At 53.9% G+C, this 22,230-nt stretch carries 20 protein-coding genes and 2 tRNA genes; 3 read left to right on the top strand and 19 right to left on the bottom strand.

Annotation, left to right across the window (positions count from 1 at the left end; translation table 11 throughout):
* Positions 1–66 precede the first annotated feature (66 nt).
* On the top strand, positions 67–1,077 hold the full coding sequence (locus CUN67_RS02490; protein WP_084872279.1) for a luciferase-like monooxygenase: 1,011 nt from the start codon (positions 67–69) through the stop codon (positions 1,075–1,077).
* Positions 1,078–1,082: 5 nt separating this feature from the next.
* Here CUN67_RS02490 and CUN67_RS02485 read toward each other — a convergent pair whose 3' ends face one another.
* On the bottom strand, positions 1,083–1,997 hold the full coding sequence (locus CUN67_RS02485; RefSeq protein ID WP_208713860.1) for an AraC family transcriptional regulator: 915 nt from the start codon (positions 1,995–1,997) through the stop codon (positions 1,083–1,085).
* Between the two features lie 183 nt (positions 1,998–2,180).
* Here CUN67_RS02485 and CUN67_RS02480 point away from each other — a divergent pair, with 183 nt between their 5' ends.
* Entirely contained in the window at positions 2,181–2,927 is a 747-nt protein-coding gene (locus CUN67_RS02480) for an SDR family NAD(P)-dependent oxidoreductase (RefSeq protein WP_208713859.1), read from the top strand.
* Between the two features lie 70 nt (positions 2,928–2,997).
* Here CUN67_RS02480 and CUN67_RS02475 read toward each other — a convergent pair whose 3' ends face one another.
* The 17 genes from CUN67_RS02475 to rlmE form a co-directional block, all read right to left on the bottom strand.
* Positions 2,998–4,914, bottom strand: coding sequence for a DEAD/DEAH family ATP-dependent RNA helicase (locus CUN67_RS02475; RefSeq protein WP_208713858.1), 1,917 nt, complete (start codon positions 4,912–4,914; stop codon positions 2,998–3,000).
* Positions 4,915–4,930: 16 nt separating this feature from the next.
* Positions 4,931–4,987 (bottom strand): protein YrbN, encoded by a 57-nt coding sequence (yrbN, locus tag CUN67_RS30640; protein WP_100229640.1) that lies wholly within the window; start codon positions 4,985–4,987, stop codon positions 4,931–4,933.
* Positions 4,988–5,092: 105 nt separating this feature from the next.
* Entirely contained in the window at positions 5,093–5,977 is an 885-nt protein-coding gene (gene nlpI / locus CUN67_RS02465; protein ID WP_208713857.1) for a lipoprotein NlpI, read from the bottom strand.
* A gap of 247 nt (positions 5,978–6,224) precedes the next feature.
* Positions 6,225–8,366 carry a polyribonucleotide nucleotidyltransferase gene (gene pnp / locus CUN67_RS02460; RefSeq protein ID WP_208713856.1) on the bottom strand — a complete coding sequence of 714 codons (2,142 nt, stop codon included), beginning with the start codon at positions 8,364–8,366 and terminating at the stop codon, positions 6,225–6,227.
* 309 nt (positions 8,367–8,675) lie between these two features.
* Positions 8,676–8,945 carry a 30S ribosomal protein S15 gene (rpsO, locus tag CUN67_RS02455; RefSeq protein WP_038016938.1) on the bottom strand — a complete coding sequence of 90 codons (270 nt, stop codon included), beginning with the start codon at positions 8,943–8,945 and terminating at the stop codon, positions 8,676–8,678.
* A gap of 122 nt (positions 8,946–9,067) precedes the next feature.
* Positions 9,068–10,012, bottom strand: a complete 945-nt coding sequence (gene truB / locus CUN67_RS02450; RefSeq protein WP_208713855.1) for a tRNA pseudouridine(55) synthase TruB — start codon at positions 10,010–10,012, stop codon at positions 9,068–9,070.
* The gene (rbfA, locus tag CUN67_RS02445; RefSeq protein WP_208713854.1) at positions 10,012–10,419 is read right to left on the bottom strand and encodes a 30S ribosome-binding factor RbfA; all 408 of its coding nucleotides are present in this window, start codon (positions 10,417–10,419) and stop codon (positions 10,012–10,014) included. The genes truB and rbfA overlap by 1 nt, the downstream gene beginning before the upstream one ends.
* Before the next feature lie 65 nt (positions 10,420–10,484).
* The gene (infB, locus tag CUN67_RS02440; RefSeq protein WP_208713853.1) at positions 10,485–13,178 is read right to left on the bottom strand and encodes a translation initiation factor IF-2; all 2,694 of its coding nucleotides are present in this window, start codon (positions 13,176–13,178) and stop codon (positions 10,485–10,487) included.
* 17 nt (positions 13,179–13,195) lie between these two features.
* Complete coding sequence (gene nusA / locus CUN67_RS02435) at positions 13,196–14,683, bottom strand: transcription termination factor NusA (RefSeq protein WP_084872254.1); 1,488 nt, start codon at positions 14,681–14,683, stop codon at positions 13,196–13,198.
* A 24-nt stretch (positions 14,684–14,707) separates the two neighbouring features.
* Positions 14,708–15,160 (bottom strand): ribosome maturation factor RimP, encoded by a 453-nt coding sequence (gene rimP, locus CUN67_RS02430; protein WP_139810892.1) that lies wholly within the window; start codon positions 15,158–15,160, stop codon positions 14,708–14,710.
* A 213-nt stretch (positions 15,161–15,373) separates the two neighbouring features.
* Positions 15,374–15,450: transfer RNA gene (locus CUN67_RS02425), tRNA-Met, on the bottom strand.
* A gap of 59 nt (positions 15,451–15,509) precedes the next feature.
* Positions 15,510–15,596: transfer RNA gene (locus CUN67_RS02420), tRNA-Leu, on the bottom strand.
* A 47-nt stretch (positions 15,597–15,643) separates the two neighbouring features.
* The gene (secG, locus tag CUN67_RS02415) at positions 15,644–15,976 is read right to left on the bottom strand and encodes a preprotein translocase subunit SecG (protein WP_013507698.1); all 333 of its coding nucleotides are present in this window, start codon (positions 15,974–15,976) and stop codon (positions 15,644–15,646) included.
* A gap of 218 nt (positions 15,977–16,194) precedes the next feature.
* On the bottom strand, positions 16,195–17,529 hold the full coding sequence (glmM, locus tag CUN67_RS02410; RefSeq protein ID WP_208713852.1) for a phosphoglucosamine mutase: 1,335 nt from the start codon (positions 17,527–17,529) through the stop codon (positions 16,195–16,197).
* 6 nt (positions 17,530–17,535) lie between these two features.
* Complete coding sequence (gene folP, locus CUN67_RS02405; RefSeq protein WP_208713851.1) at positions 17,536–18,369, bottom strand: dihydropteroate synthase; 834 nt, start codon at positions 18,367–18,369, stop codon at positions 17,536–17,538.
* An 85-nt stretch (positions 18,370–18,454) separates the two neighbouring features.
* Complete coding sequence (ftsH, locus tag CUN67_RS02400) at positions 18,455–20,383, bottom strand: ATP-dependent zinc metalloprotease FtsH (protein ID WP_036627470.1); 1,929 nt, start codon at positions 20,381–20,383, stop codon at positions 18,455–18,457.
* A 174-nt stretch (positions 20,384–20,557) separates the two neighbouring features.
* A complete protein-coding gene (gene rlmE / locus CUN67_RS02395) occupies positions 20,558–21,187 on the bottom strand; it encodes a 23S rRNA (uridine(2552)-2'-O)-methyltransferase RlmE (protein ID WP_084872247.1) in 630 nt (209 codons plus the stop codon).
* 126 nt (positions 21,188–21,313) lie between these two features.
* On the opposite strand from rlmE, the gene yhbY reads away from it, so the two are divergent.
* Positions 21,314–21,610: a ribosome assembly RNA-binding protein YhbY gene (yhbY, locus tag CUN67_RS02390; protein ID WP_208717052.1), complete on the top strand. Its 297-nt coding sequence runs from the start codon at positions 21,314–21,316 to the stop codon at positions 21,608–21,610.
* Between the two features lie 107 nt (positions 21,611–21,717).
* Here the strand turns inward: yhbY and greA are convergent, their stop codons facing one another.
* Positions 21,718–22,194, bottom strand: coding sequence for a transcription elongation factor GreA (gene greA, locus CUN67_RS02385; RefSeq protein ID WP_084872242.1), 477 nt, complete (start codon positions 22,192–22,194; stop codon positions 21,718–21,720).
* Positions 22,195–22,230 lie beyond the last annotated feature (36 nt).

Genomic DNA, 22,230 nt, shown 5'->3' with positions numbered 1-22,230 from the left:
CTGATGCGTAATACTGGATGGCGCAGGTTTGATGAACACCTGCGCCATACTTATTCTGGAGTGCCCATGTCTGAGAAAAAAACTGTTCGCCTGTCCGTGCTGGACCTGGCCCCCATTCCACAGGGTGCAACGCCGCGTGATGCGTTCCACAATTCGCTGGCCCTGGCCCGTCAGGCTGAAGCCCTTGGCTTTTATCGCTACTGGTTAGCTGAACACCACAACATGACCGGCATTGCCAGCGCAGCGACCTCGGTGCTGATTGGCTATCTGGCCGCCAATACCGAAACCCTGCGTCTCGGTTCAGGCGGCATCATGCTGCCCAACCATTCGCCGCTGGTGATTGCCGAGCAGTTTGGCACCCTGGAATCGCTCTATCCGGGACGTATCGATCTCGGTCTGGGCCGTGCGCCGGGTTCCGATCAGCGCACCATGCTGGCGCTGCGCCGCCATCTTTCCGGCGCGCAGGCTGACAGCTTCCCGGATGATGTTGCCGAACTGATTAACTGGTTTGACGCCGAAGTCGGTGAATGTCCGCCGGTACAACCCGTACCGGGCCTGTGTTCAAAAATTCCGGTATGGCTGCTGGGTTCCAGCCTTTATAGCGCACAGCTGGCAGCTCAACTGGGCTTACCGTTCGCCTTTGCCTCACACTTCGCCCCTGACCTGCTGTTCCAGGCACTGCATGTGTACCGTGAGAAATTCCAGCCATCGGCGCGTCTGGCAAAACCTTACGCGATGGTGTGCGTAAACGTGGTTGCCGCCGACAGCGAGCGCGATGCCCGCTTCCTCTTCACCTCAATGCAGCAGCAGTTTATCAACCTGCGGCGCGGTAAGCCCGGCCCACTGCCGGCACCGGTGGAGAACATGGATAACCTGTGGTCACCGTCTGAACAATATGGCGTTCAGCAGGCGCTGAGTATGTCGATCGTGGGTGATAGCGATAAAGTGCGCCACGGCCTTGCGGCCTTGCTGCGTGAAACCCAGGCGGATGAAATCATGGTGAATGGCCAGATTTACGATCCGCAGGCGCGTCTGCGCTCCTTTGCACTGGCGATGGAAGCCGCCCGTTCGCTGTAACCGGGTTATTGCGGTGGCCAGGCTTCGGCCCCCACCGCATTCTGCCGAATATCACGTCCCGGCGACTGACCATAAAAACGGCTGTATTCGCGGCTGAATTGTGAAGCGCTCTGATATCCCACCCGATAACCTGCCGTTCCGGCGTCCAGCTTTTCCATCAACATCAGGCGGCGCGCTTCGTTGAGGCGCAATTGCTTTTGATACTGCATCGGCGTCATTGCGGTAACTGCCTTGAAGTGGTGATGCAGAGACGAAATGCTCATGCCGACGTTGCTTGCCAGCTGATCCATCTTCAGTGGCTGATGGAAGTTTTCCCGTAGCCAGCGCGCCGCACGCGCCACTTTGTTGCCCGGGCGTTCTGCCAGCGCCATATTCAGAATACGTGGTCCTTCCGGGCCGGTCAGCAGTCGATAGAAAATTTCCTGTTCAATCAGTGGGGCCAGCGCAGCAATATCATGCGGCTGATCTAACAGTTCGATCAGGCGAATCACCGCATCCACCAGCGGAGGTGCCACCTTATGTACCGTGATACCGCGCTCATTGTTGGCAGCGAGTCCCATCTGATGCATCGGGAAATGTTCCAGATAGCGCATCAGCCGCGTTTCATTGATGGTGATGCCTACGCCCAGGTTGGGTTTCTCCGGTGTCGCCGTAACCACGCAGGATTGCACGGCCATATCCAGCGTCACCAGCAGCAAATCCCCCGCGCCGTAATGCATCACATCGTCACCCATGCGTAACGCTTTCTGCCCTTGCGCCACCAGCGCAAAACTGGCCCAGGTGGCAATGTGTGACAGGCTTGATGGCATGGAGCTACGACCAAAAGAGAGAAAATCGATGGCGCTATGATGGCGGCCATCCTCCGGGGCGTGGCGGGCAATCATGGCAACCAGTTGCTGCCACTGTTCCTGATGAATCATGCGTTGAGCGCTCCGCAATGAGGGATCATTGAGTCCCTATTCTAACCTGGCGTTGAACCAGCGCCTGGCCTCTGGTGCTGAGATTTGCAGGATCGTGCAAAAAGCTTGCAGGATTGCACTACCTGCTAATTGTATGTACAGCGCATTCTTATGCTTCCCCGAAACCTCAGGTGGAGAGACACGATGAAAGCACTTGAAGGCAAAATTGCGCTGGTGACGGGCGCTTCGAAAGGCATCGGTGCTGCTATCGCCATGACTTTCGCGGCGGCCGGTGCCCGGGTTGTGGTGAATTATCGTCAGGATGAAGTTGGCGCTGCTGATATCGTCACGGATATTCGCGGGCTGGGCAGTGATGCTATCGCCGTTCAGGCCGATATCTCACGTGAAGAGGATGTTGCGCGGTTGTTCGCTACCTGTATTGAGCAATTTGGCGCACCGGATATTGTGGTCAACAACGCAGGCATTTTTCATCACGGCGATTTTGTGGCGCTAAATGTTATTGAGATGCAGCAGCAGTTGAATGTCAATCTGCTGGGTACACTACTGGTTTGCCAGCAGGCGGCAAAACATTTCCCAACGCGTGGTGGTTGCATCATCAACCTCAGCGCGCTAAACAGCCAGCGCAGCACCCCAGGCTCGGTGCTGTGGGCCGCGACCAAAGGCGCGATTGATACCCTCACCCAGGGACTGGCACGAGAACTGGGGCCGCGCAATATCCGCGTTAATGCCCTGGCCCCTGGCATCATCCTGACCGAAGGCTTACTGGCTGCGAAGAAGATGCATCCGGAACTGAAAGCACAGTTAATTGCGGCGACACCGCTGGGACGTTTTGGTTTGCCGGAAGATGTCGCGCAGGTTGCGCTGTTTCTGGCGTCAGAAGAGTCAGCCTATGTCAGCGGTGAACGGGTGCTGATCGCTGGCGGGGTGTAAAGCTAATCTTACGACTTGATAAAAAAAATGGGACGCCGAGGCGTCCCATTTTGCTATTTAGCTTTATCGCTTAGATGTCACGACGACGCGGTGCAGCAGCACCTGCTTCTTCGCGACGCGGGCCACGGCTACCTTCACGGCTGAAGCGTCCGCCTTCACGGCCACCTTCACGACGCTCAGAAGAGAAGCGACGGCCGCCTTCACGACCTTCACGTGCACCAGCACCGCCTTCACGGTTACCACGACGCTCACCACCGAAATCACGACCACCGCTACGACGCTCGCCACGCTCTTGCGGCTGTGCATCGCCCAGCAGCTGCATATTCATCGGCTTGTTGAGAATACGCGTGCGGGTGAAATGCTGCAGAACTTCACCCGGCATGCCTTTCGGCAGCTCGATGGTGGAGTGAGTACCAAACAGCTTGATGTTACCGATGTAACGGCTGCTGATATCACCTTCGTTAGCAATCGCGCCCACGATATGACGAACTTCAACGCCATCATCACGGCCGACTTCAATGCGGTACAGCTGCATTTCGCCAACGTCACGACGCTCACGACGCGGACGGTCGCCATCACGGCTTTCACGCGGACCGCGTGAATCACGTGAATCACGGCTGTCACGACGATCATCACGATCGCGGAACTCACGACGCTGCGGACGCGGTGCATCTGCCGGCAGAATCAGCGGACGTTCGCCCTGTGCCATTTTCAGCAATGCGGCAGCCAGGGTTTCCATATCCAGTTCTTCTTCCGGCTGCATTTTGCTGAGCAGCGCACGGTACATGTCCAGATCGCTGCTTTCCAGCTGCTGCTGTACTTTGGCAGCAAATTTAGCCAGACGACGCTCACCCAGCAGCTCGGCATTCGGCAGTTCAACTTCCGGAATGGTCAGCTTCATGGTGCGTTCAATGTTGCGCAGCAGACGACGCTCGCGGTTCTCAACGAACAGCAGCGCACGGCCTGCACGGCCTGCACGACCGGTACGGCCGATACGGTGAACGTAAGATTCTGCGTCCATCGGGATGTCATAGTTAACAACCAGGCTGATACGCTCAACATCCAGGCCACGTGCTGCAACGTCAGTCGCGATCAGGATGTCCAGACGACCATCTTTCAGGCGCTCCAGCGTCTGCTCACGCAGTGCCTGGTTCATGTCACCGTTCAGTGCTGCACTGTTGTAACCGCTGCGCTCCAGCGCTTCAGCCACTTCCAGTGTCGCGTTTTTGGTACGCACAAAGATAATCGCAGCATCGAAGTCTTCTGCTTCGAGGAAACGCACCAGCGCATCAGTTTTACGGCCATAAGCGGTCCAGTAAGACTGAGAGATGTCCGGGCGAGTGGTAACGCTGGACTGAATACGCACTTCCTGCGGATCTTTCATGAAACGCTTGGTGATACGACGAATGGCTTCCGGCATGGTGGCAGAGAACAGAGCGGTCTGATGACCTTCCGGGATCTGCGCCATGATGGTTTCAACGTCTTCAATAAAGCCCATGCGCAGCATTTCGTCGGCTTCGTCCAGCACCAGACCACGCAGGTTAGACAGATCAAGCGTACCGCGTTTCAGGTGGTCGAGCAGACGACCCGGGGTGCCCACCACAATTTGTGGGCCCTGACGCAGTGCGCGCAGCTGCACGTCATAACGCTGGCCGCCGTACAGGGCCAATACGTTTACGCCACGCATGTGTTTAGAGAATTCAGTCGCTGCTTCAGCTACCTGCACCGCCAGTTCGCGGGTGGGTGCCAGCACCAGAATCTGCGGTGCCTTCAGCGACGGGTCAATGTTGTTCAGCAGCGGCAGAGAGAACGCTGCAGTTTTACCACTACCAGTCTGTGCCATACCCAGCACGTCACGGCCAGCCAGCAGGTGCGGAATGCACTCGGCCTGGATCGGTGACGGCTTGACGTAACCCATGTCGTTAAGAGCAGACAGGATGGATTCGTTAAGGCCCAGATCAGCAAAAGTGGTTTGAATATCAGTCATGTAGTACACGTGCCTCTTAGATTGCGGCGGCCAGTCTACATAACTCGTCATGAAAATTTTCAGTCATTTTCATCGAAAAGTGTGAACCGGCTCAAATTAGAAGTTTCGACGAACAGAAAAGCCCTCATCCCGGAAGATGATGACTTAACGGGTAATTCAGGCAATAAAAGTTCGTCAGCTATTGCTGGTCAGATTCTGATAAATCGTCTTGTGCCTGGCCGAGTTGCGCCAGTTCCAACAATGCGTATCGGTGTTCAACAAAGTTGTTAACGTTGTTGGCCACCGCCAGTTTGAACAACGCTTTCGCGTCGTCCTTCTCCCCCAGACTTAGGTAGTACTTACCTAAATAGAAGTTGGTTTCACTGAGATGTTCAGCGAGCGAGGTGTTATCCGTTGCGTCCGCCTTGAGACGTTCCATCAATGTTTTTTCACTGATGTCGCCCAGGTAGAACTCGACAATATTCCATCCCCATTGGTCCCGGACCGCTTTGTCGTAACGCTGTTTAAGCGTCACTTTGGCCTTATTGGCATCCATCTCGTGTTCAACGAGGTAGAGCCACAGACTGCGGAATGGATCATTAGGATCGTCTTGATAAAACGCCAGCAGATCATCTTGCGCTAACTTGTATCGACCGCCGTAATAGAGGGCGATACCACGGTTTAAATGCGCATAATTGTAAGTTGGATCAAGCTCAAGTACAGAATCAAACGCTTCATAGGCAGCATCAAAATTGCCTGCCTGCGTTAAATATATGCCGAGATAGTTAAACACCTCGGGCATATCCGGTCTGATAGACAGCGCTTGCGAAAAATCGTTCCGCGCTAATGCTCTCAGACCTAAGCTATCATACAACACTCCACGCTCATATAATAGCTGTGCGCGTTCATCATCGGTCAGGGCACGACTGGCAAGAATTTGTTCCATTCGCGCCAGAATCACTTCCTGCTGCAGTGTGGGCTGCAAAGGTACTGCCAGAACTTCGTTCTTACGCCAATTGGAGTTGCTGCATCCTGCCAGCGTCAAAGCTGTCGCAACAAAACACCAGCGCAAAAAAGGCTTCATTTCCCACTCCCGAATACAAACATTGGGATAACCATCCTGTCATCCGCCTGCTATGCACAAGGGTTCCCGCCCTCGCGATGATACCCGTCATACTTCAGATTGCGGGTCTGCAGCTGTACTCATTCATCCTGGTCACTTACCTGAAGTAAGCTGGATTCACTTGTTTGCTGCCTTCCTGCAACCTGAATTACCTGCGGTATACAAACACCCCTCTCCGCCAGGCGGAAAGGGGTTAATCAGGAAATACTTATTCAGCTTCAGGTGCGTCGGTCGCAGCGGTGGTCTCTTCCGCCGCCTGCGGTTTTTGCTCTGTCGCTTCTTTGATGCTCAGACGCACACGGCCCTGACGGTCCACTTCCAGTACTTTAACCGGAACTTCCTGGCCCATCTGCAGGTAGTCGGTCACTTTCTCAACGCGCTTATCAGCGATTTGTGAAATATGAACCAGACCTTCTTTGCCGCCGCCAATCGCAACGAAGGCACCGAAATCAACGATACGGGTCACTTTACCAGTGTAAACACGGCCCACTTCGATTTCTGCGGTGATTTCTTCGATACGACGAATTGCTTCTTTCGCTTTCAGACCATCAGTCGCTGCGATCTTCACGGTGCCATCATCTTCGATTTCGATGGTGGTGCCGGTTTCTTCAGTCAGCGCACGGATGACAGAACCGCCTTTACCGATAACATCTTTGATCTTGTCAGAATTGATCTTGATGGTGTAAATGCGCGGTGCGAACTCAGAGATCTCCTGACGCGGCGTGCTGATTGCCTGCTCCATCACGCTCAGGATATGCAGACGCGCACCCTTAGCCTGGTTCAGAGCAACCTGCATGATCTCGCGGGTGATCCCTTCAATTTTGATATCCATCTGCAGCGCGGTAATGCCTTCACGGCTACCGGCTACTTTGAAGTCCATGTCGCCGAGGTGATCTTCGTCACCCAGGATGTCAGACAGAACAACAAATTTTTCGTCTTCTTTCACCAGACCCATCGCGATACCCGCAACGGCTGCTTTGATCGGTACGCCTGCATCCATCAGTGCCAGAGAAGCACCACACACGGAAGCCATAGAAGAAGAACCGTTTGATTCGGTGATTTCAGATACTACACGCACGGTGTACGGGAAGTCTTCCTGCTTCGGCATGACTGCCAGCACGCCGCGTTTCGCCAGACGACCGTGACCAATTTCACGACGCTTCGGCGAACCGACCATACCGGTCTCACCCACCGAGTACGGAGGGAAGTTGTAGTGGAACAGGAAGCTGTCGGTGCGCTCACCCATCAGCTCGTCCAGGTTCTGCGCATCACGAGCAGTACCCAGCGTCGCAGCAACTAACGCCTGAGTTTCACCACGGGTGAACAGGGACGAACCGTGGGTACGCGGCAGTACGCCAGTACGCACGTCCAGACCACGGATCATGTCTTTTTCACGGCCATCGATACGCGGTTCACCGTTCAGAATACGGGTACGAACAACGTTCTTCTCAAGACTGTGCACGATATCGCCGATTTCAGCGCTATCCAGAGTTTCATCTTCAGCCAGCAGTGCAGCGATGGTTTCATCTTTGATGACGCCAACCTGAGTATAACGCTCCTGCTTGTCAGTGATGCGGTAAGCATCGCTGATACGTGCTTCTGCCAGGGCAGCAACGCGTGCAATCAGTGCATCATTAGCCGCTTCTGGCTGCCAGTCCCAACGCGGTTTGCCCGCTTCAGCTACCAGTGCATTGATGTTCTCAATAACGACCTGCTGCTGGTCGTGGCCGAATACCACTGCGCCCAGCATCTGATCTTCAGTCAGGATGTCAGCTTCTGATTCAACCATCAGCACCGCGTTCTGGGTACCGGCAACCACCAGGTCCAGACGAGATTGTTTAACTTCGTCAGCGGTTGGGTTCAGGACGTACTGATCGTTGATGTAACCAACACGTGCCGCGCCAATCGGGCCATTGAACGGGATACCGGACAGTGACAGGGCAGCAGAGGCACCGATCATTGCCACGATGTCCGGGTTAACCTGCGGGTTAACGGAAACAACGGTAGCGATAACCTGAACTTCGTTAACGAAGCCTTCCGGGAACAGCGGACGAACCGGGCGGTCAATCAGACGCGCGATCAGGGTTTCGCCTTCGCTCGGACGGCCTTCACGACGGAAGAAGCTCCCCGGGATACGGCCAGCAGCGTAGGTACGCTCCTGATAGTTTACGGTCAGCGGGAAGAAATCCTGACCAGCTTTAGCTTTTTTCTGGCCAACAACGGTTACGAAAACCGCGGTGTCGTCCATGCTCACCATCACAGCGGCAGTGGCCTGGCGTGCCATCATGCCGGTTTCCAGCGTGACGGTATGCTGACCATATTGGAATTTGCGTACGATCGGGTTCAGCAAAATTAAAGTCCTTAACGTCGGGGCAGACCCATCTCAGGCCCGCCGGGGATTACCGATCTTCAGCTGCATCCTCGCGACTAATGACAACCTTTAACCGCCCCTGCGGTAAAGCCTCTCATTAGCCGCGCGAACCTCTGCAAGCGAAGATCACTCTCAGCAACAATACATGAGTTTGGACCGGATTGCTGCCGATTGCTCGAAAAAAGGGGCCGTAAAGGCCCCCTTTTCGCGAAACTCGCACAAATCTGATCGTCAGATGCGTTTTTTTGCATACTGTCTACGCTACACCCTTGATCAGATTCTTCAGACTTAGCGACGCAGACCCAGGTTTTCGATCAGGCTGGTGTAGCGTGCAACATCTTTACGCTTCAGGTAGTCCAGCAGCTTACGACGCTGGGATACCATGCGCAGCAGACCGCGACGGCTGTGGTGGTCTTTTTTGTGCTCAGAGAAGTGACCCTGCAGGTGGTTAATCTGAGCAGTCAGCAGAGCAACCTGAACTTCAGTTGAACCGCTGTCGTTGGTACCACGACCGTATTTGGCAACGATCTCTGCTTTAGCTTCTACGCTTAGAGACATAATAAACTCCAGTAATTAATGAATGAATGGGTGCCGATCTCTAATTCAGCAGCCCGCTTTAAAGCCGCGCTATTCTACTCTCGGTCCGACAGCAACGCAAATGCCCCATTGAGGCAACCGCATTATTGCGGAAATTCCACCACCAGGCGGCGCGGGGCAACACGCTGCCGGTCATCAATCTCGGCCATGCCAATAAACTTGCGCGCCTCACCTTCAGTGACGCGCACCAGACCCGCAGCAGGTACGTCAGCGGCCTCTACCGGTTGACCCAGCTTGAAATAAACCGCGATGGCAGCGGGCAGATTCACTTCCGGGAAATCCTCCGCCGGGCTATCCATCGGTAACAGCAGAGGGTCAAGCAAATCAGCCGGTGGGATGTCTGCGGCATTCGCCTGTTCCAGCAAGGCCTGTAGCTGTTCAAGCGTCACCATTTTTTCTGCCGGATAGCGGGAAACCTGTAAACGACGCAGCATCGTCACATGCGCACCACAGCCCAGTTTCTCACCCAGATCGTCAATGATGGTACGAATGTAGGTGCCTTTGGAGCAGTGAATTTCCAGCTCCAGCTCATCCCCTTCCCAGCGAATGAACAGCAGTTCATACACGGTGATGGGACGAGGTTCGCGCTCGACGGTAATCCCCTGGCGCGCATACTCATACAATGGACGTCCCTGATGCTTCAGCGCCGAAAACATGGTCGGCACCTGTTGAGTGTCGCCACGAAAACTTTCCAGCGCCGCATCCAGTTCCGCCTGAGTAAAGGTCACCGGACGTGTTTCTACCACGTTGCCGTCAGCATCGGAGGTATCGGTACGCTCGCCGAGGCGGGCGATCACGCGGTAACGCTTGTCTGAATCCAGCAGATATTGCGAAAACTTGGTCGCTTCACCGAGGCAAATGGGCAACATGCCGGTCGCCAGAGGATCCAGCGCACCGGTGTGGCCCGCTTTATTCGCATTGAAGATGCGTTTTACTTTTTGCAGCACGTCATTAGAAGACGCACCCTGATGCTTATCCAGCAGCAATACACCATGCACATCGCGACCGCGACGACGAGGACGACTCATCAATCCTCCTTGTCGTCGTCCGCTGCATGATCGCCACGGCGCTCAGCATCATTTTTGACAACGTTGGTGACCAGGTTTGACATGCGCATACCTTCGATCAACGAGTTGTCATAGAAGAAGGTCAGCTCAGGTACGATACGCAGACGCATCGCTTTACCCAGCAAAGTACGGATATATCCTGAAGCTTCTTTCAGCGCCTTCAGACCGTGTTTCACCGCTTCTTCGTCTTTATCATTCAGAAAAGTGACAAACACTTTGGCATAAGCCAGATCGCGTGACACTTCAACGCCAGAAACCGTCACCATCATACCGAGGCGCGGATCTTTAATTTCGCGTTGCAGAATAATGGCAATCTCTTTCTGCAGCTCCTGAGAAACGCGCTGCGGGCGACCAAATTCTTTCGCCATAATTATTTCTCCCAAATAATTCGGGAGGCCAATGGCCTCCCAAATTGCAACACATCAGATGATGATCAATCGATGGTGCGTTTAACTTCAATCACTTCAAAGACTTCGATCATATCGCCAACACGAACGTCGTTGTAGTTCTTCACGCCGATACCACACTCCATGCCGTTACGCACTTCGTTGACATCGTCTTTGAAGCGACGCAGGGATTCCAGCTCGCCTTCATAGATAACAACGTTATCACGCAGAACGCGGATCGGGTTGTGACGTTTGATGTTGCCTTCGGTGACCATACAGCCTGCGATAGCGCCGAATTTCGGTGACTTGAACACATCACGGACTTCAGCCAGACCAATGATCTGCTGTTTGTATTCCGGAGCCAGCATGCCGCTCATCGCTGCTTTCACTTCGTCGATCAGGTTATAGATGACGGAGTAGTAACGCAGATCCACGCTTTCCGCTTCGATCACACGACGCGCAGACGCATCAGCACGCACGTTGAAGCCAAGGATAATCGCGTTGGAAGCCGCTGCCAGCGTGGCGTCGGTTTCGGTGATACCACCCACACCCGAACCGATAATCTTCACCTTCACTTCGTCGGTGGAGAGTTTCAGCAGGGAGTCGGAGATCGCTTCCACAGAACCCTGTACGTCGGATTTCAGTACGATATTCAGCTCGGACACTTCGCCTTCGGTCATGTTGGCGAACATGTTCTCCAGCTTCGATTTCTGCTGACGCGCCAGTTTCACTTCGCGGAATTTACCCTGACGATACAGTGCGACTTCACGCGCTTTCTTCTCGTCACGTACCACAGTGGCTTCGTCACCCGCAGCCGGAACACCAGACAGGCCAAGGATTTCGACTGGAATAGACGGACCCGCAGCCAGAACTTCACGGCCCAGCTCGTCACGCATCGCACGCACACGGCCATATTCAAAGCCGCACAGCACGATGTCGCCTTTGTTCAGCGTACCTTCACGCACCAGAACGGTAGCAACCGGACCACGACCTTTGTCGAGGAACGATTCAATCACCACGCCGCTTGCCATACCTTCACGGATAGCGGTCAGTTCCAGCACTTCCGCCTGCAGCAGAATGGCGTTCAGCAGATCGTCGATACCGGTACCCGCTTTCGCAGAAACGTTGACGAACATGTTTTCGCCGCCCCACTCTTCCGGGATGATACCGTACTGAGTCAGCTCGTTTTTAACGCGATCAGGATCGGCTTCAGGTTTATCGATTTTGTTCACAGCAACAACAACCGGCACTTTCGCGGCTTTTGCGTGCTGGATTGCTTCGATAGTCTGTGGCATCACGCCATCATCTGCAGCCACCACCAGGATAACGATATCCGTTGCCTGCGCACCACGTGCACGCATCGCGGTAAACGCGGCGTGGCCCGGGGTATCCAGGAAGGTGATCATGCCGTTATCGGTTTCAACGTGGTATGCACCGATATGCTGGGTAATACCGCCAGCCTCGCCTGAAGCGACTTTGGTTGAACGGATGTAGTCCAGCAGTGAAGTTTTACCGTGGTCAACGTGACCCATAATGGTCACGACCGGTGCGCGGCTTTCCTGCGCTGCATCGGTATCACGATCGTCCATCACCGCTTCTTCCAGCTCGTTCTCGCGGCGCAGGATCACTTTGTGACCCATTTCCTCAGCAACCAGCTGAGCCGTTTCCTGATCGATAACCTGGTTAATGGTCGCCATCGCGCCCATTTTCATCATCGCTTTGATGACCAGGGAACCTTTAACGGCCATTTTATTAGCCAGTTCGGAAACGGTGATGGTTTCACCGATGATGACATCGCGGTTCACTGCCTGAGCTGGCTTGTTAAAGCCCTGCTGCAGGGAGCTAGGTTTGCGATGCTTACCGCCTTTACCACCACGAATAGCGGCACGCGCTTCTTCACGGTCGGTTTTGGCTTCAGAATGCTTGTTGCCTTTTTTGGCCGGGCGTGCAGCTTTAGTGGTGCGCGTGCGGCTGCGACCACCTTCAACTTCACGATCGTTCTCATCTTCTGCCTGACGGGCATGGGTTGAGGTGGTGACGTGATAGTCACTGGTGTCTTCTTCGTCGGGTTTTTCCCACTCAGCAGATTTTTCTTCTGCCAGACGGCGGGCTTCTTCGGCCACACGGCGCGCGTTCTCTTCGAGTTTACGGCGCGCTTCTTCTTCAGCTTTACGCTTCAGTTCTGCGGCTTCAGCTTCACGACGGGCTTTGTCAGACTGCGTAGCCTTGGTCATTTCGTCGGTTGGTTGATTAGTCACTTTCTCATTTTCCGCTGCTTCACGCTTCGCCTTGTCAGCGGCTTCGCGCTTGGCTTTTTCTTCGGCTTCACGTTGCGCTTTTTGTTCAGCTTCGCGACGGGCTTGTTCTTCCGCCTCGCGACGCGCCTTCTCTTCCGCTTCACGCTGCGCCTCGGCTTCTGCTTCAGCCTGAGCCTGTTGCTCAGCTTCTGCATCACCCTTCACATAGGTGCGCTTTTTGCGGACTTCGATTTGCACCGATTTACTTTTACCCCCGGTGCCTGGAATATTCAAGGTGCTGCGTGTTTTGCGTTGCAGCGTCAGTTTACCTGAACCTGCCTGACCATGTTCACGATTCAGGTGGGAAAGTAAGGTCTCTTTCTCTTGCTGGCTCACCGCGTCGTCTTCAGACTTACGGATCCCCGCATCAGCAAATTGCTGTACCAGGCGATCTACCGGAGTCTGAATTTCGGCGGCCAGCGATTTTACGGTTACATCTGTCATGCTGTTCCTTCCTGTAATTATGCGTCATCGCCGAACCAGCAGATATTTCGCGCGGCCATGATCAGCGCGCCGGCCTTCTCATCATCCAGCCCTTCGATATCTGTCAGATCGTCGACACCTTGCTCGGCAAGATCTTCCAGCGTACAAACGCCTTTTGCCGCCAGGCGGTAAGCCAGAGCACGATCCAGACCGTCGAGATTCAGAAGATCTTCAGCAGGTTCCTGATTACCAAGGCTCTCTTCTTTCGCCAGTGCCAGGGTAGTTAACGCATTTTTTGCTCGTTCACGCAGGGCTTCTACCGTGTCTTCATCGAGGCCGTCAACTTCCAGCAGCTCGTTGATCGGTACATATGCCAGCTCTTCCAAAGAAGAGAAGCCCTCTTCCACCAGTACGGTGGCGAAGTCTTCGTCGATGTCGAGATGTTTGGTGAACATATCGATGGCCGCATGGGCCTCGGCCTGATGTTTAGCCTGCAGGTCATCGACGGTCATCACGTTCAGTTCCCAACCGCTCAATTGGGAAGCCAGACGCACGTTTTGGCCGTTACGGCCGATCGCCTGAGCCAGATTGCCAGCTTCAACGGCGATATCCATGGTGTGATTGTCTTCATCCACCACGATTGACGCCACATCAGCCGGAGCCATGGCGTTAATTACAAACTGTGCCGGGTTATCGTCCCACAGCACGATATCGATACGCTCACCGCCCAGCTCACTGGAAACCGCCTGAACGCGTGCGCCGCGCATACCTACGCAAGCGCCTACCGGATCGATACGTTTGTCATTGGTTTTCACCGCGATTTTGGCACGAGAACCCGGATCACGCGCTGCCGCTTTGATCTCGATAACTTCTTCGCCAATTTCCGGTACTTCGATGCGGAACAGTTCGATCAGCATTTCCGGCTTGGAACGGGTGACGAACAGCTGCGCACCACGCGCTTCCGGACGTACTGCATACAACACGCCGCGAATACGGTCACCCGGGCGGAAGTTTTCACGCGGCAGCATATCTTCACGCACAATCACCGCTTCAGCATTGCTGCCGAGATCCAGCGAGATGTTGTCGCGGTTCACTTTCTTCACCACGCCAGTGATGATTTCGCCTTCCTGCTCGCGGAACTGATCCACCACCATCGCGCGTTCAGCTTCACGCACTTTCTGTACGATGACCTGCTTCGCGGTCTGGGTAGTGATACGGTCAAAGGTGACCGATTCAATCTGATCTTCAACATATTCGCCCAGATTGAATGCTTCATCTTCGAAGCGGGCTGCGTCCAGCGTGATCTCGCGAGTTGGCTGCGTGACTTCTTCAACAATCTGCCAGCGACGGAAAGTATCGAAATCGCCGCTTTTGCGGTCAATGCTGACGCGCACGTCGATTTCCTGCTCATACTTCTTCTTGGTCGCAGTGGCCAAAGCGCTTTCCAGCGCTTCGAAGATTTTCTCGCGCGGCAGGGCTTTTTCGTTAGAAACGGCTTCTACTACAGCTAAGATCTCTTTGTTCATCCTGGTTAGCCTCAATCCGGACTTTTAAAAGTGGGGGACCAGGTTCGCTTTCTGAATGTTGCTCAGCGCGAACACTTCATCGTTGCCCTCAACGGTTACCGTGATCATCTCGCCTTCGACAGACTTGATGATGCCCTGCCATTTACGGCGGTTCTGCACGGCCATACGCAATACCAGACTCACCTCGTCACCAGCGAAACGTGCATAATGTTCAGCGGTAAAAAGAGGACGGTCAAGGCCCGGTGAGGAAACTTCAAGGTTGTAAGCCACCGTGATGGGATCTTCCACATCCATCACAGCGCTGACCTGGTGGCTGACATCGGCGCAATCATCAACATTGATACCCTCTTCACTATCAATATAGATGCGCAAGGTTGATGTGCGACCACGAATAAACTCGATACCGACCAATTCGTAGCCAAGCGCTTCTACCGGAGCAGAGATCAACTCTGTCAATTTTTGCTCTAATGTGGACAAGCCCACCCCCAAGACATAAAAAAAGGGCCTAATAGCCCAGTGTTGCGATTTCCTGATAACAAAAAACCCCGAAAAATCGGGGCTTTTTGTGACTGGACCCTGTATGCCGCGATGCGGCTCGGAGCACAATCCAGAAGAATTTTTTTCAAAAACCACTGTGGAATGCGTCCGTCGATGCATACAGTATATTTGAAAAAGAACTCTAAGGGAAAGTGGTTGCGGGGGCCGGATTTGAACCGACGACCTTCGGGTTATGAGCCCGACGAGCTACCAGGCTGCTCCACCCCGCGTCCGAAAACGTGGCGAATAATACGCCAAACTTGCGAAAATTGCAAGTCATACTGAGATTTGGTACCGAGGACGGGACTTGAACCCGTAAGCCCAATCGGGCACTACCACCTCAAGGTAGCGTGTCTACCAATTCCACCACCTCGGCACTTCACTGACAGCGACAATATTTTGTCGCATTGCAAGCTGACGATCTCACTGCGGGATATCGTTACCCGGGGTTGCCGGTTTTGCTGGCTGAGTCTGTTCAGATTTCGCCGGCGCAGTCAGATTTTCCCACTCGCTTCCTTTGGAAGTTTTATTCGTGTTCAGGTTACCCAGAATCAGGCTGATGATGAAGAACAGCGTCGCCAGCACTGCGGTCATGCGAGTCATAAAGTTACCAGACCCGGTAGAACCAAACAGCGTCGCAGAAGCGCCTGCACCGAATGATGCTCCCATATCAGCGCCTTTACCTTGCTGCAGCATGATCAGACCCACAAGGCCCAGTGCCACAATAAGGAAAACTACCAAAAGAGCTTCGTACATAATCAACCTGTTTCCTTGCGCGTAACCCGCACAGTTAAAGCTTCAACCAGTATCGATGGGGAGTCTCGTCATCACCCACCAGAAGCGGGTGTGAATACTAACCAAAGGCGCATACCTCTGCAAGCGCAATTTTCACGAACCTTACTGATTGCGGAAAAAAGCGCCATCACGGTGATTTTACAGGCGGAAAGCGAAAAATCCTGCCGCCTGTCGCGCGCTTAAACGGCCTTCACCGCGTCGGCAATCTGGTGCGCTAGCGCGGTGACCTGCGCTTCATCCTCACCCTCAACCATCACCCGAATCAGTGGCTCAGTGCCGGATTTACGCAACAATACACGGCCACGCCCGGCGAGGATTTTTTCCACCTCAGCGCTGGCCGCCTTAACGGCATCGCTCTGCAAAGGATCGCTCTCGCCGCTAAAGCGCACATTCACCAATACCTGCGGCAGCATCTTCATGCCGCTACACAAATCGTGCAGACTCATATGGTTTTGCACAATAGCAGTGAGCACTTGCAAACTTGCAACGATACCGTCACCGGTGGTGGTTTTATCCAGCAAAATCACATGACCAGAGTTTTCCGCACCGAGCCGCCAGCCTTTCTCGCGCATTTTTTCCAGCACGTAGCGGTCACCCACTTTGGCGCGCACAAACGGAATACCGAGCTGCTTGAGCGCCAGCTCAAGGCCCATATTGCTCATCAGCGTACCCACCACGCCACCACGCAGCTGCCCCTGACGTAAACCTTCACGGGCGATGATGTAGAGGATCTGGTCGCCATCGACCTTATTGCCCAGATGGTCAACCATCATGATGCGGTCGCCGTCACCATCGTAGGCCAGACCCAGGTCTGCCTTCTCGGCCAGCACGCGCTGCTGCAACATGCGTAAGTCGGTGGCACCACATTCTTTATTGATGTTCATGCCATCAGGTTGGGTCGCGATAGCAATCACTGTCGCCCCCAGTTCGCGCAGCACATTAGGCGCGATGTGGTAAGTGGCACCGTTGGCGCAATCCACCACAATTTTTAACCCATTCAGGCTTAGCTCACTGGGGAAGGTGCCTTTACAGAATTCGATGTAACGACCAGCCGCATCGACAATCCGGCTGGCACGACCCAGCTCTGCCGATTCTACGCAGGTAATCGGTTTTTCCATCTCCAGCTCAATCGCTTCTTCCACTTCGTCCGGCAGCTTGGTGCCTTCAGCAGAGAAAAATTTGATGCCGTTATCGTCGAACGGATTATGTGAGGCTGAAATCACAATCCCGGCTTCTGCGCGGAAAGTACGTGTCAGGTAGGCAATCGCCGGAGTGGGCATCGGTCCGGTAAACGCCGCAGACAGACCAGCCGCCGCCAGTCCGGCTTCAAGCGCCGATTCCAGCATATAGCCTGAAATACGCGTGTCTTTGCCAATCAGTACTTTTCTGGAACCATGGCGCGCCAGGACCTTACCTGCCGCCCAACCCAGCTTCAGTACGAAATCAGGGGTGATCGGCGCTTCACCCACTTTGCCGCGAATACCATCCGTACCGAAATATTTACGATCACTCATGCCTTTTTATCCTTTTGCTCTGCGTGTTGCTTCCACAACGCGCATCGCCTCAACGGTTTCTTTCACGTCATGCACGCGAATAATCTGTGCGCCCTGCATGGCGGCAATGACCGCGCATGTCAGGCTGCCAGTCAGACGCTGCGCCGGACCGACATTTAACAGCTGGCCAATCATGGACTTACGCGACATTCCCACTAACAGCGGCAAACCGAAATGGTGGAAATGACTAAGTTCAGCCAGCAGTTCATAGTTGTGGTTGAGATTCTTACCGAAACCAAAGCCGGGGTCGAGCAGCAGATTGTCTTTTTTGATCCCCGCCGCCACGCAGCGTGCAATCTGTTCGGTGAAGTAAGCGTCCACTTCGCCGACGATATTTTGATACTGCGGAGCCTGCTGCATGGTGCGAGGTTCGCCCTGCATATGCATCAGGCATACCGGCAGGCCAGTTTCCGCCGCCGCCTGCAACGCACCGGGCTCTGTCAGCGAGCGAATATCATTGATGATGTGAGCGCCCACTCGCGCGGATTCGCGGATCACCTCAGCTTTTGACGTATCGACAGAAATCCACACTTCGAAACGTTGAGCAATGGCTTCCACGACCGGAATCACACGTTCCAGTTCTTCTTCAACACTGACTTCATCCGCACCAGGGCGCGTCGATTCGCCACCCACATCGATAATGGTCGCACCCGCGTTGACCATCTCATTGGTGTGCGTTAACGCATCCACCAGCGAGTTATGCTTACCACCATCGGAGAAGGAGTCCGGCGTGACATTCAAAATACCCATCACATGGGGAAACGACAGATCGAGATGGGAATCACGGGCGTACAACTTCATGGTGAGAATCTCCTTGAGGAATGACTGAACTGCGGGATGTAAAAAACCCCGGACCGGCCGGGGTTTGTATTGAGGTTGGTGCCTGTTACTTGTCGAGTTGTTCTGACATGGTATTGCCTGGGTTCGGCGTACGCGGTTCATCAACCGGACGTGGCGCTTTCGGCGTACCGTTGTTGTCAGAAGAGTTGCTGCCCGGATCTTCCCAGCCAGCTGGCGGACGCACTTCACGGCGCGCCATCAGGTCATCAATCTGCGGTGCATCGATGGTTTCATACTTCATCAGCGCGTCTTTCATCGCGTGAAGGATGTCCATGTTTTCACCCAGAATGCGGCGTGCACGCTGGTAGTTGCTATCGATCAGGTGTTTAACTTCCTGGTCGATGATACGCGCCGTTTCATCAGACATGTGTTTAGCTTTCGCCACAGAACGACCGAGGAACACCTCACCCTCTTCCTCTGCATACAGCAGCGGACCGAGTTTTTCTGAGAAGCCCCATTGCGTCACCATGTTGCGCGCCAGGTTAGTCGCCACTTTGATGTCGTTAGATGCACCCGTTGATACGTGCTCAACACCATAGATGATTTCTTCCGCCAGACGACCGCCGTACAGCGTAGAAATCTGGCTTTCCAGCTTCTGACGGCTGGCGCTGATCGCATCGCCTTCCGGCAGGAAGAAGGTGACACCCAGTGCGCGGCCGCGCGGGATGATGGTCACTTTATGCACCGGATCGTGTTCCGGCACCAGACGACCAATAATCGCATGGCCCGCTTCGTGATACGCGGTAGATTCTTTCTGCGCTTCCGTCATCACCATGGAGCGACGTTCCGCACCCATCATGATTTTGTCTTTCGCTTTCTCGAACTCGACCATCGATACCACACGCTTGTTGGAGCGCGCAGCAAACAACGCCGCTTCGTTCACCAGGTTCGCCAGGTCAGCACCGGAGAAGCCCGGGGTACCACGCGCGATGATGGCAGCATCAATGTCGGTTGCCAGCGGCACACGACGCATATGCACTTTCAGGATCTGCTCACGGCCACGAACATCTGGCAGGCCAACGACGACCTGGCGGTCAAAACGGCCTGGACGCAGCAGCGCCGGGTCAAGCACGTCAGGACGGTTAGTTGCCGCGATAACGATAATGCCTTCGTTGCCTTCAAAACCATCCATCTCAACCAGCATCTGGTTCAGCGTCTGTTCACGTTCATCGTGACCACCGCCCAAACCCGCACCACGCTGACGGCCCACTGCATCGATTTCATCGATAAAGATGATGCACGGTGCCGCTTTTTTCGCCTGTTCGAACATGTCACGCACACGAGATGCACCAACACCCACGAACATTTCAACGAAGTCAGAACCGGAGATAGTAAAGAAAGGCACTTTTGCTTCACCGGCGATTGCTTTCGCCAGCAGCGTTTTACCGGTACCCGGCGGGCCAACCATCAGGACGCCCTTGGGAATTTTACCGCCCAGTTTCTGGAAACGGCTCGGTTCACGCAGATACTCGACCAACTCACCCACTTCTTCTTTGGCCTCATCACAACCGGCCACATCAGCAAAAGTGGTTTTGATCTGATCTTCCGTCAGCATGCGGGCCTTGCTCTTACCGAAGGACATCGCGCCCTTCCCGCCGCCACCTTGCATCTGACGCATAAAGAAGATCCACACGCCAATCAGCAGCAGCATCGGGAACCAGGAGATGAAGATCGAAGCCAGCAGGCTCGGTTCTTCCGGCGGTTCGCCAACCACTTTGACGTTTTTGGTCAACAGGTTATCGAGTAACTTGGGATCGTTGACAGGAATGTAGGTCGTGTATTTATTACTGTCTTTTTTGGTAACGTTAATCTCACGCCCGTTAATACGTGCCTCGCGGACCTGATCCTGGTTCACTTCCGACAGGAAGGTTGAATAATCAACCCTACGGCCATTCGACTCGCTGGGCCCAAAGCTCTGGAATACTGACATCAGCACGACCGCGATGACTAACCAGAGAATCAGGTTTTTCGCCATGTCACTCAAGGGATTAACCTCATATTACAACGGTGTTAACAGACAGCGTAGGGTACTATATATCCTTCATACCTGGAATCGCGGCGCTGATGATTTTGCTTGTTTACCCTGAAAGTCAGAATTCTCATCGGTGTAAACGCATTGGTCGCCTTGCTTTGATTCCTGTAATTCTGGTTATAGTTTGCGCCCTGTCGCCACAATGTACACTTCGCGCGAACGTGATCGCGAAGCATCCGGCTTACGAATTTTCACTTTCGTAAACAGGGAGCGAATTTCCCGCAGGTATTCATCGAAGCCATCTCCCTGAAACACTTTCACCACAAAACTGCCGCCTGGAGCCAGGATATCCCGACACATTTCCAGCGCCAATTCTACCAAATACATCGAACGCGGAATATCAACTGCGGGTGTACCACTCATGTTCGGCGCCATGTCCGACATCACCACCTGCACTTTTTCGTCTCCCACACGTTCCAGTAGCGTTTTCAGCACTGCTTCGTCACGAAAATCGCCTTGCAGAAAATCAACACCGACAATCGGGTCCATCGGCAGCAGGTCACAGGCAATGATACGGCCATTCGAGCCAATCAGTTGTACCACATATTGCGACCAGCCACCGGGTGCAGCTCCCAGATCGACCACTGTCATACCGGGTTTGAACAGCTTGTCACCCTGCTGTATTTCCTCAAGTTTAAACCAGGCGCGCGAACGCAACCCTTTTTTCTGTGCCTGTTGCACATATTTATCGCTAAAGTGTTCCTGAAGCCAGCGACTGGAACTGGCCGAACGCTTTTTACCCGTCATAATTTTTCCAGTTAAATCGTCATCGTAGCGATAAATCAGCACGCATGGGTTGCGTTGATTTGGCGATATACCCGAGATGGCGGTAGAATGAACCGTTTTCAATCCCTAAGTAAGCAAAAAAATACGATGAATCTGAGTACCAAACAAAAACAGCACCTGAAAGGCCTTGCCCATCCGCTTAAACCCGTTGTTATGCTGGGTGGTAATGGCCTGACTGAAGGCGTGCTCGCCGAAATCGAACAGGCGCTAGAGCATCACGAATTGATCAAGGTAAAAATTGCCTCGGAAGATCGTGAAACCAAGCTCCTGATCGTTGACGCTATCGTCCGCGAAACCAAAGCTTGCAACGTACAGGTCATCGGCAAAACGCTGGTGCTGTATCGCCCTGCAAAAGAGAGCAAGATTTCTCTGCCTCGTTCGTAAGGCGGGCAGAGAAAGTGCCATGCTCCTGCATGGGATAAAAGGCCGCTATGCGGCCTTTTTCCTTTCTTTACAATATGCAGCAACGCATTTCAAAGCGTAGCAATATATTAGATGTATTCCACCTTCAGGATCTCATATTCCACATCCCCGCCCGGTGTTTTGATGATCGCGACGTCATCCGCCTCTTTCCCGACCAGACCACGCGCCATCGGCGAGTTCACTGAAATCAGATTTTGTTTAAAATCGGCTTCATCATCGCCCACGATACGGTAGGTCGATTCTTCATCGGTATCGATGTTCAGCACCTGCACGGTAGCACCAAAAATGACGCGACCGGTTTTCGGCATCTGAGTCACATCAATAACTTGCGCATTGGAGAGTTTCGCTTCGATCTCCTGAATACGTCCCTCGCAGAACCCTTGTTCTTCGCGGGCAGCATGGTATTCGGCATTCTCTTTCAAATCGCCGTGCTCACGGGCTTCGGCGATAGAGGCGATGATGCGCGGACGCTTAACGGTTTTCAGTTCGTTCAGCTCTTCGCGCAGCTTTTCAGCGCCTTTTAAAGTCATCGGAATCTGTTTCATTTTGGCTCCTCGTCATCTTTCCTGGTTAACAGCGTC

The sequence above is a fragment of the Pantoea cypripedii genome (assembly GCF_011395035.1).
GTDB lineage: Bacteria > Pseudomonadota > Gammaproteobacteria > Enterobacterales > Enterobacteriaceae > Pantoea > Pantoea cypripedii_A.
The sequence above is the reverse complement of the archived record's forward strand: the minus strand, read 5'-3'. Positions and strand labels throughout refer to the sequence as shown.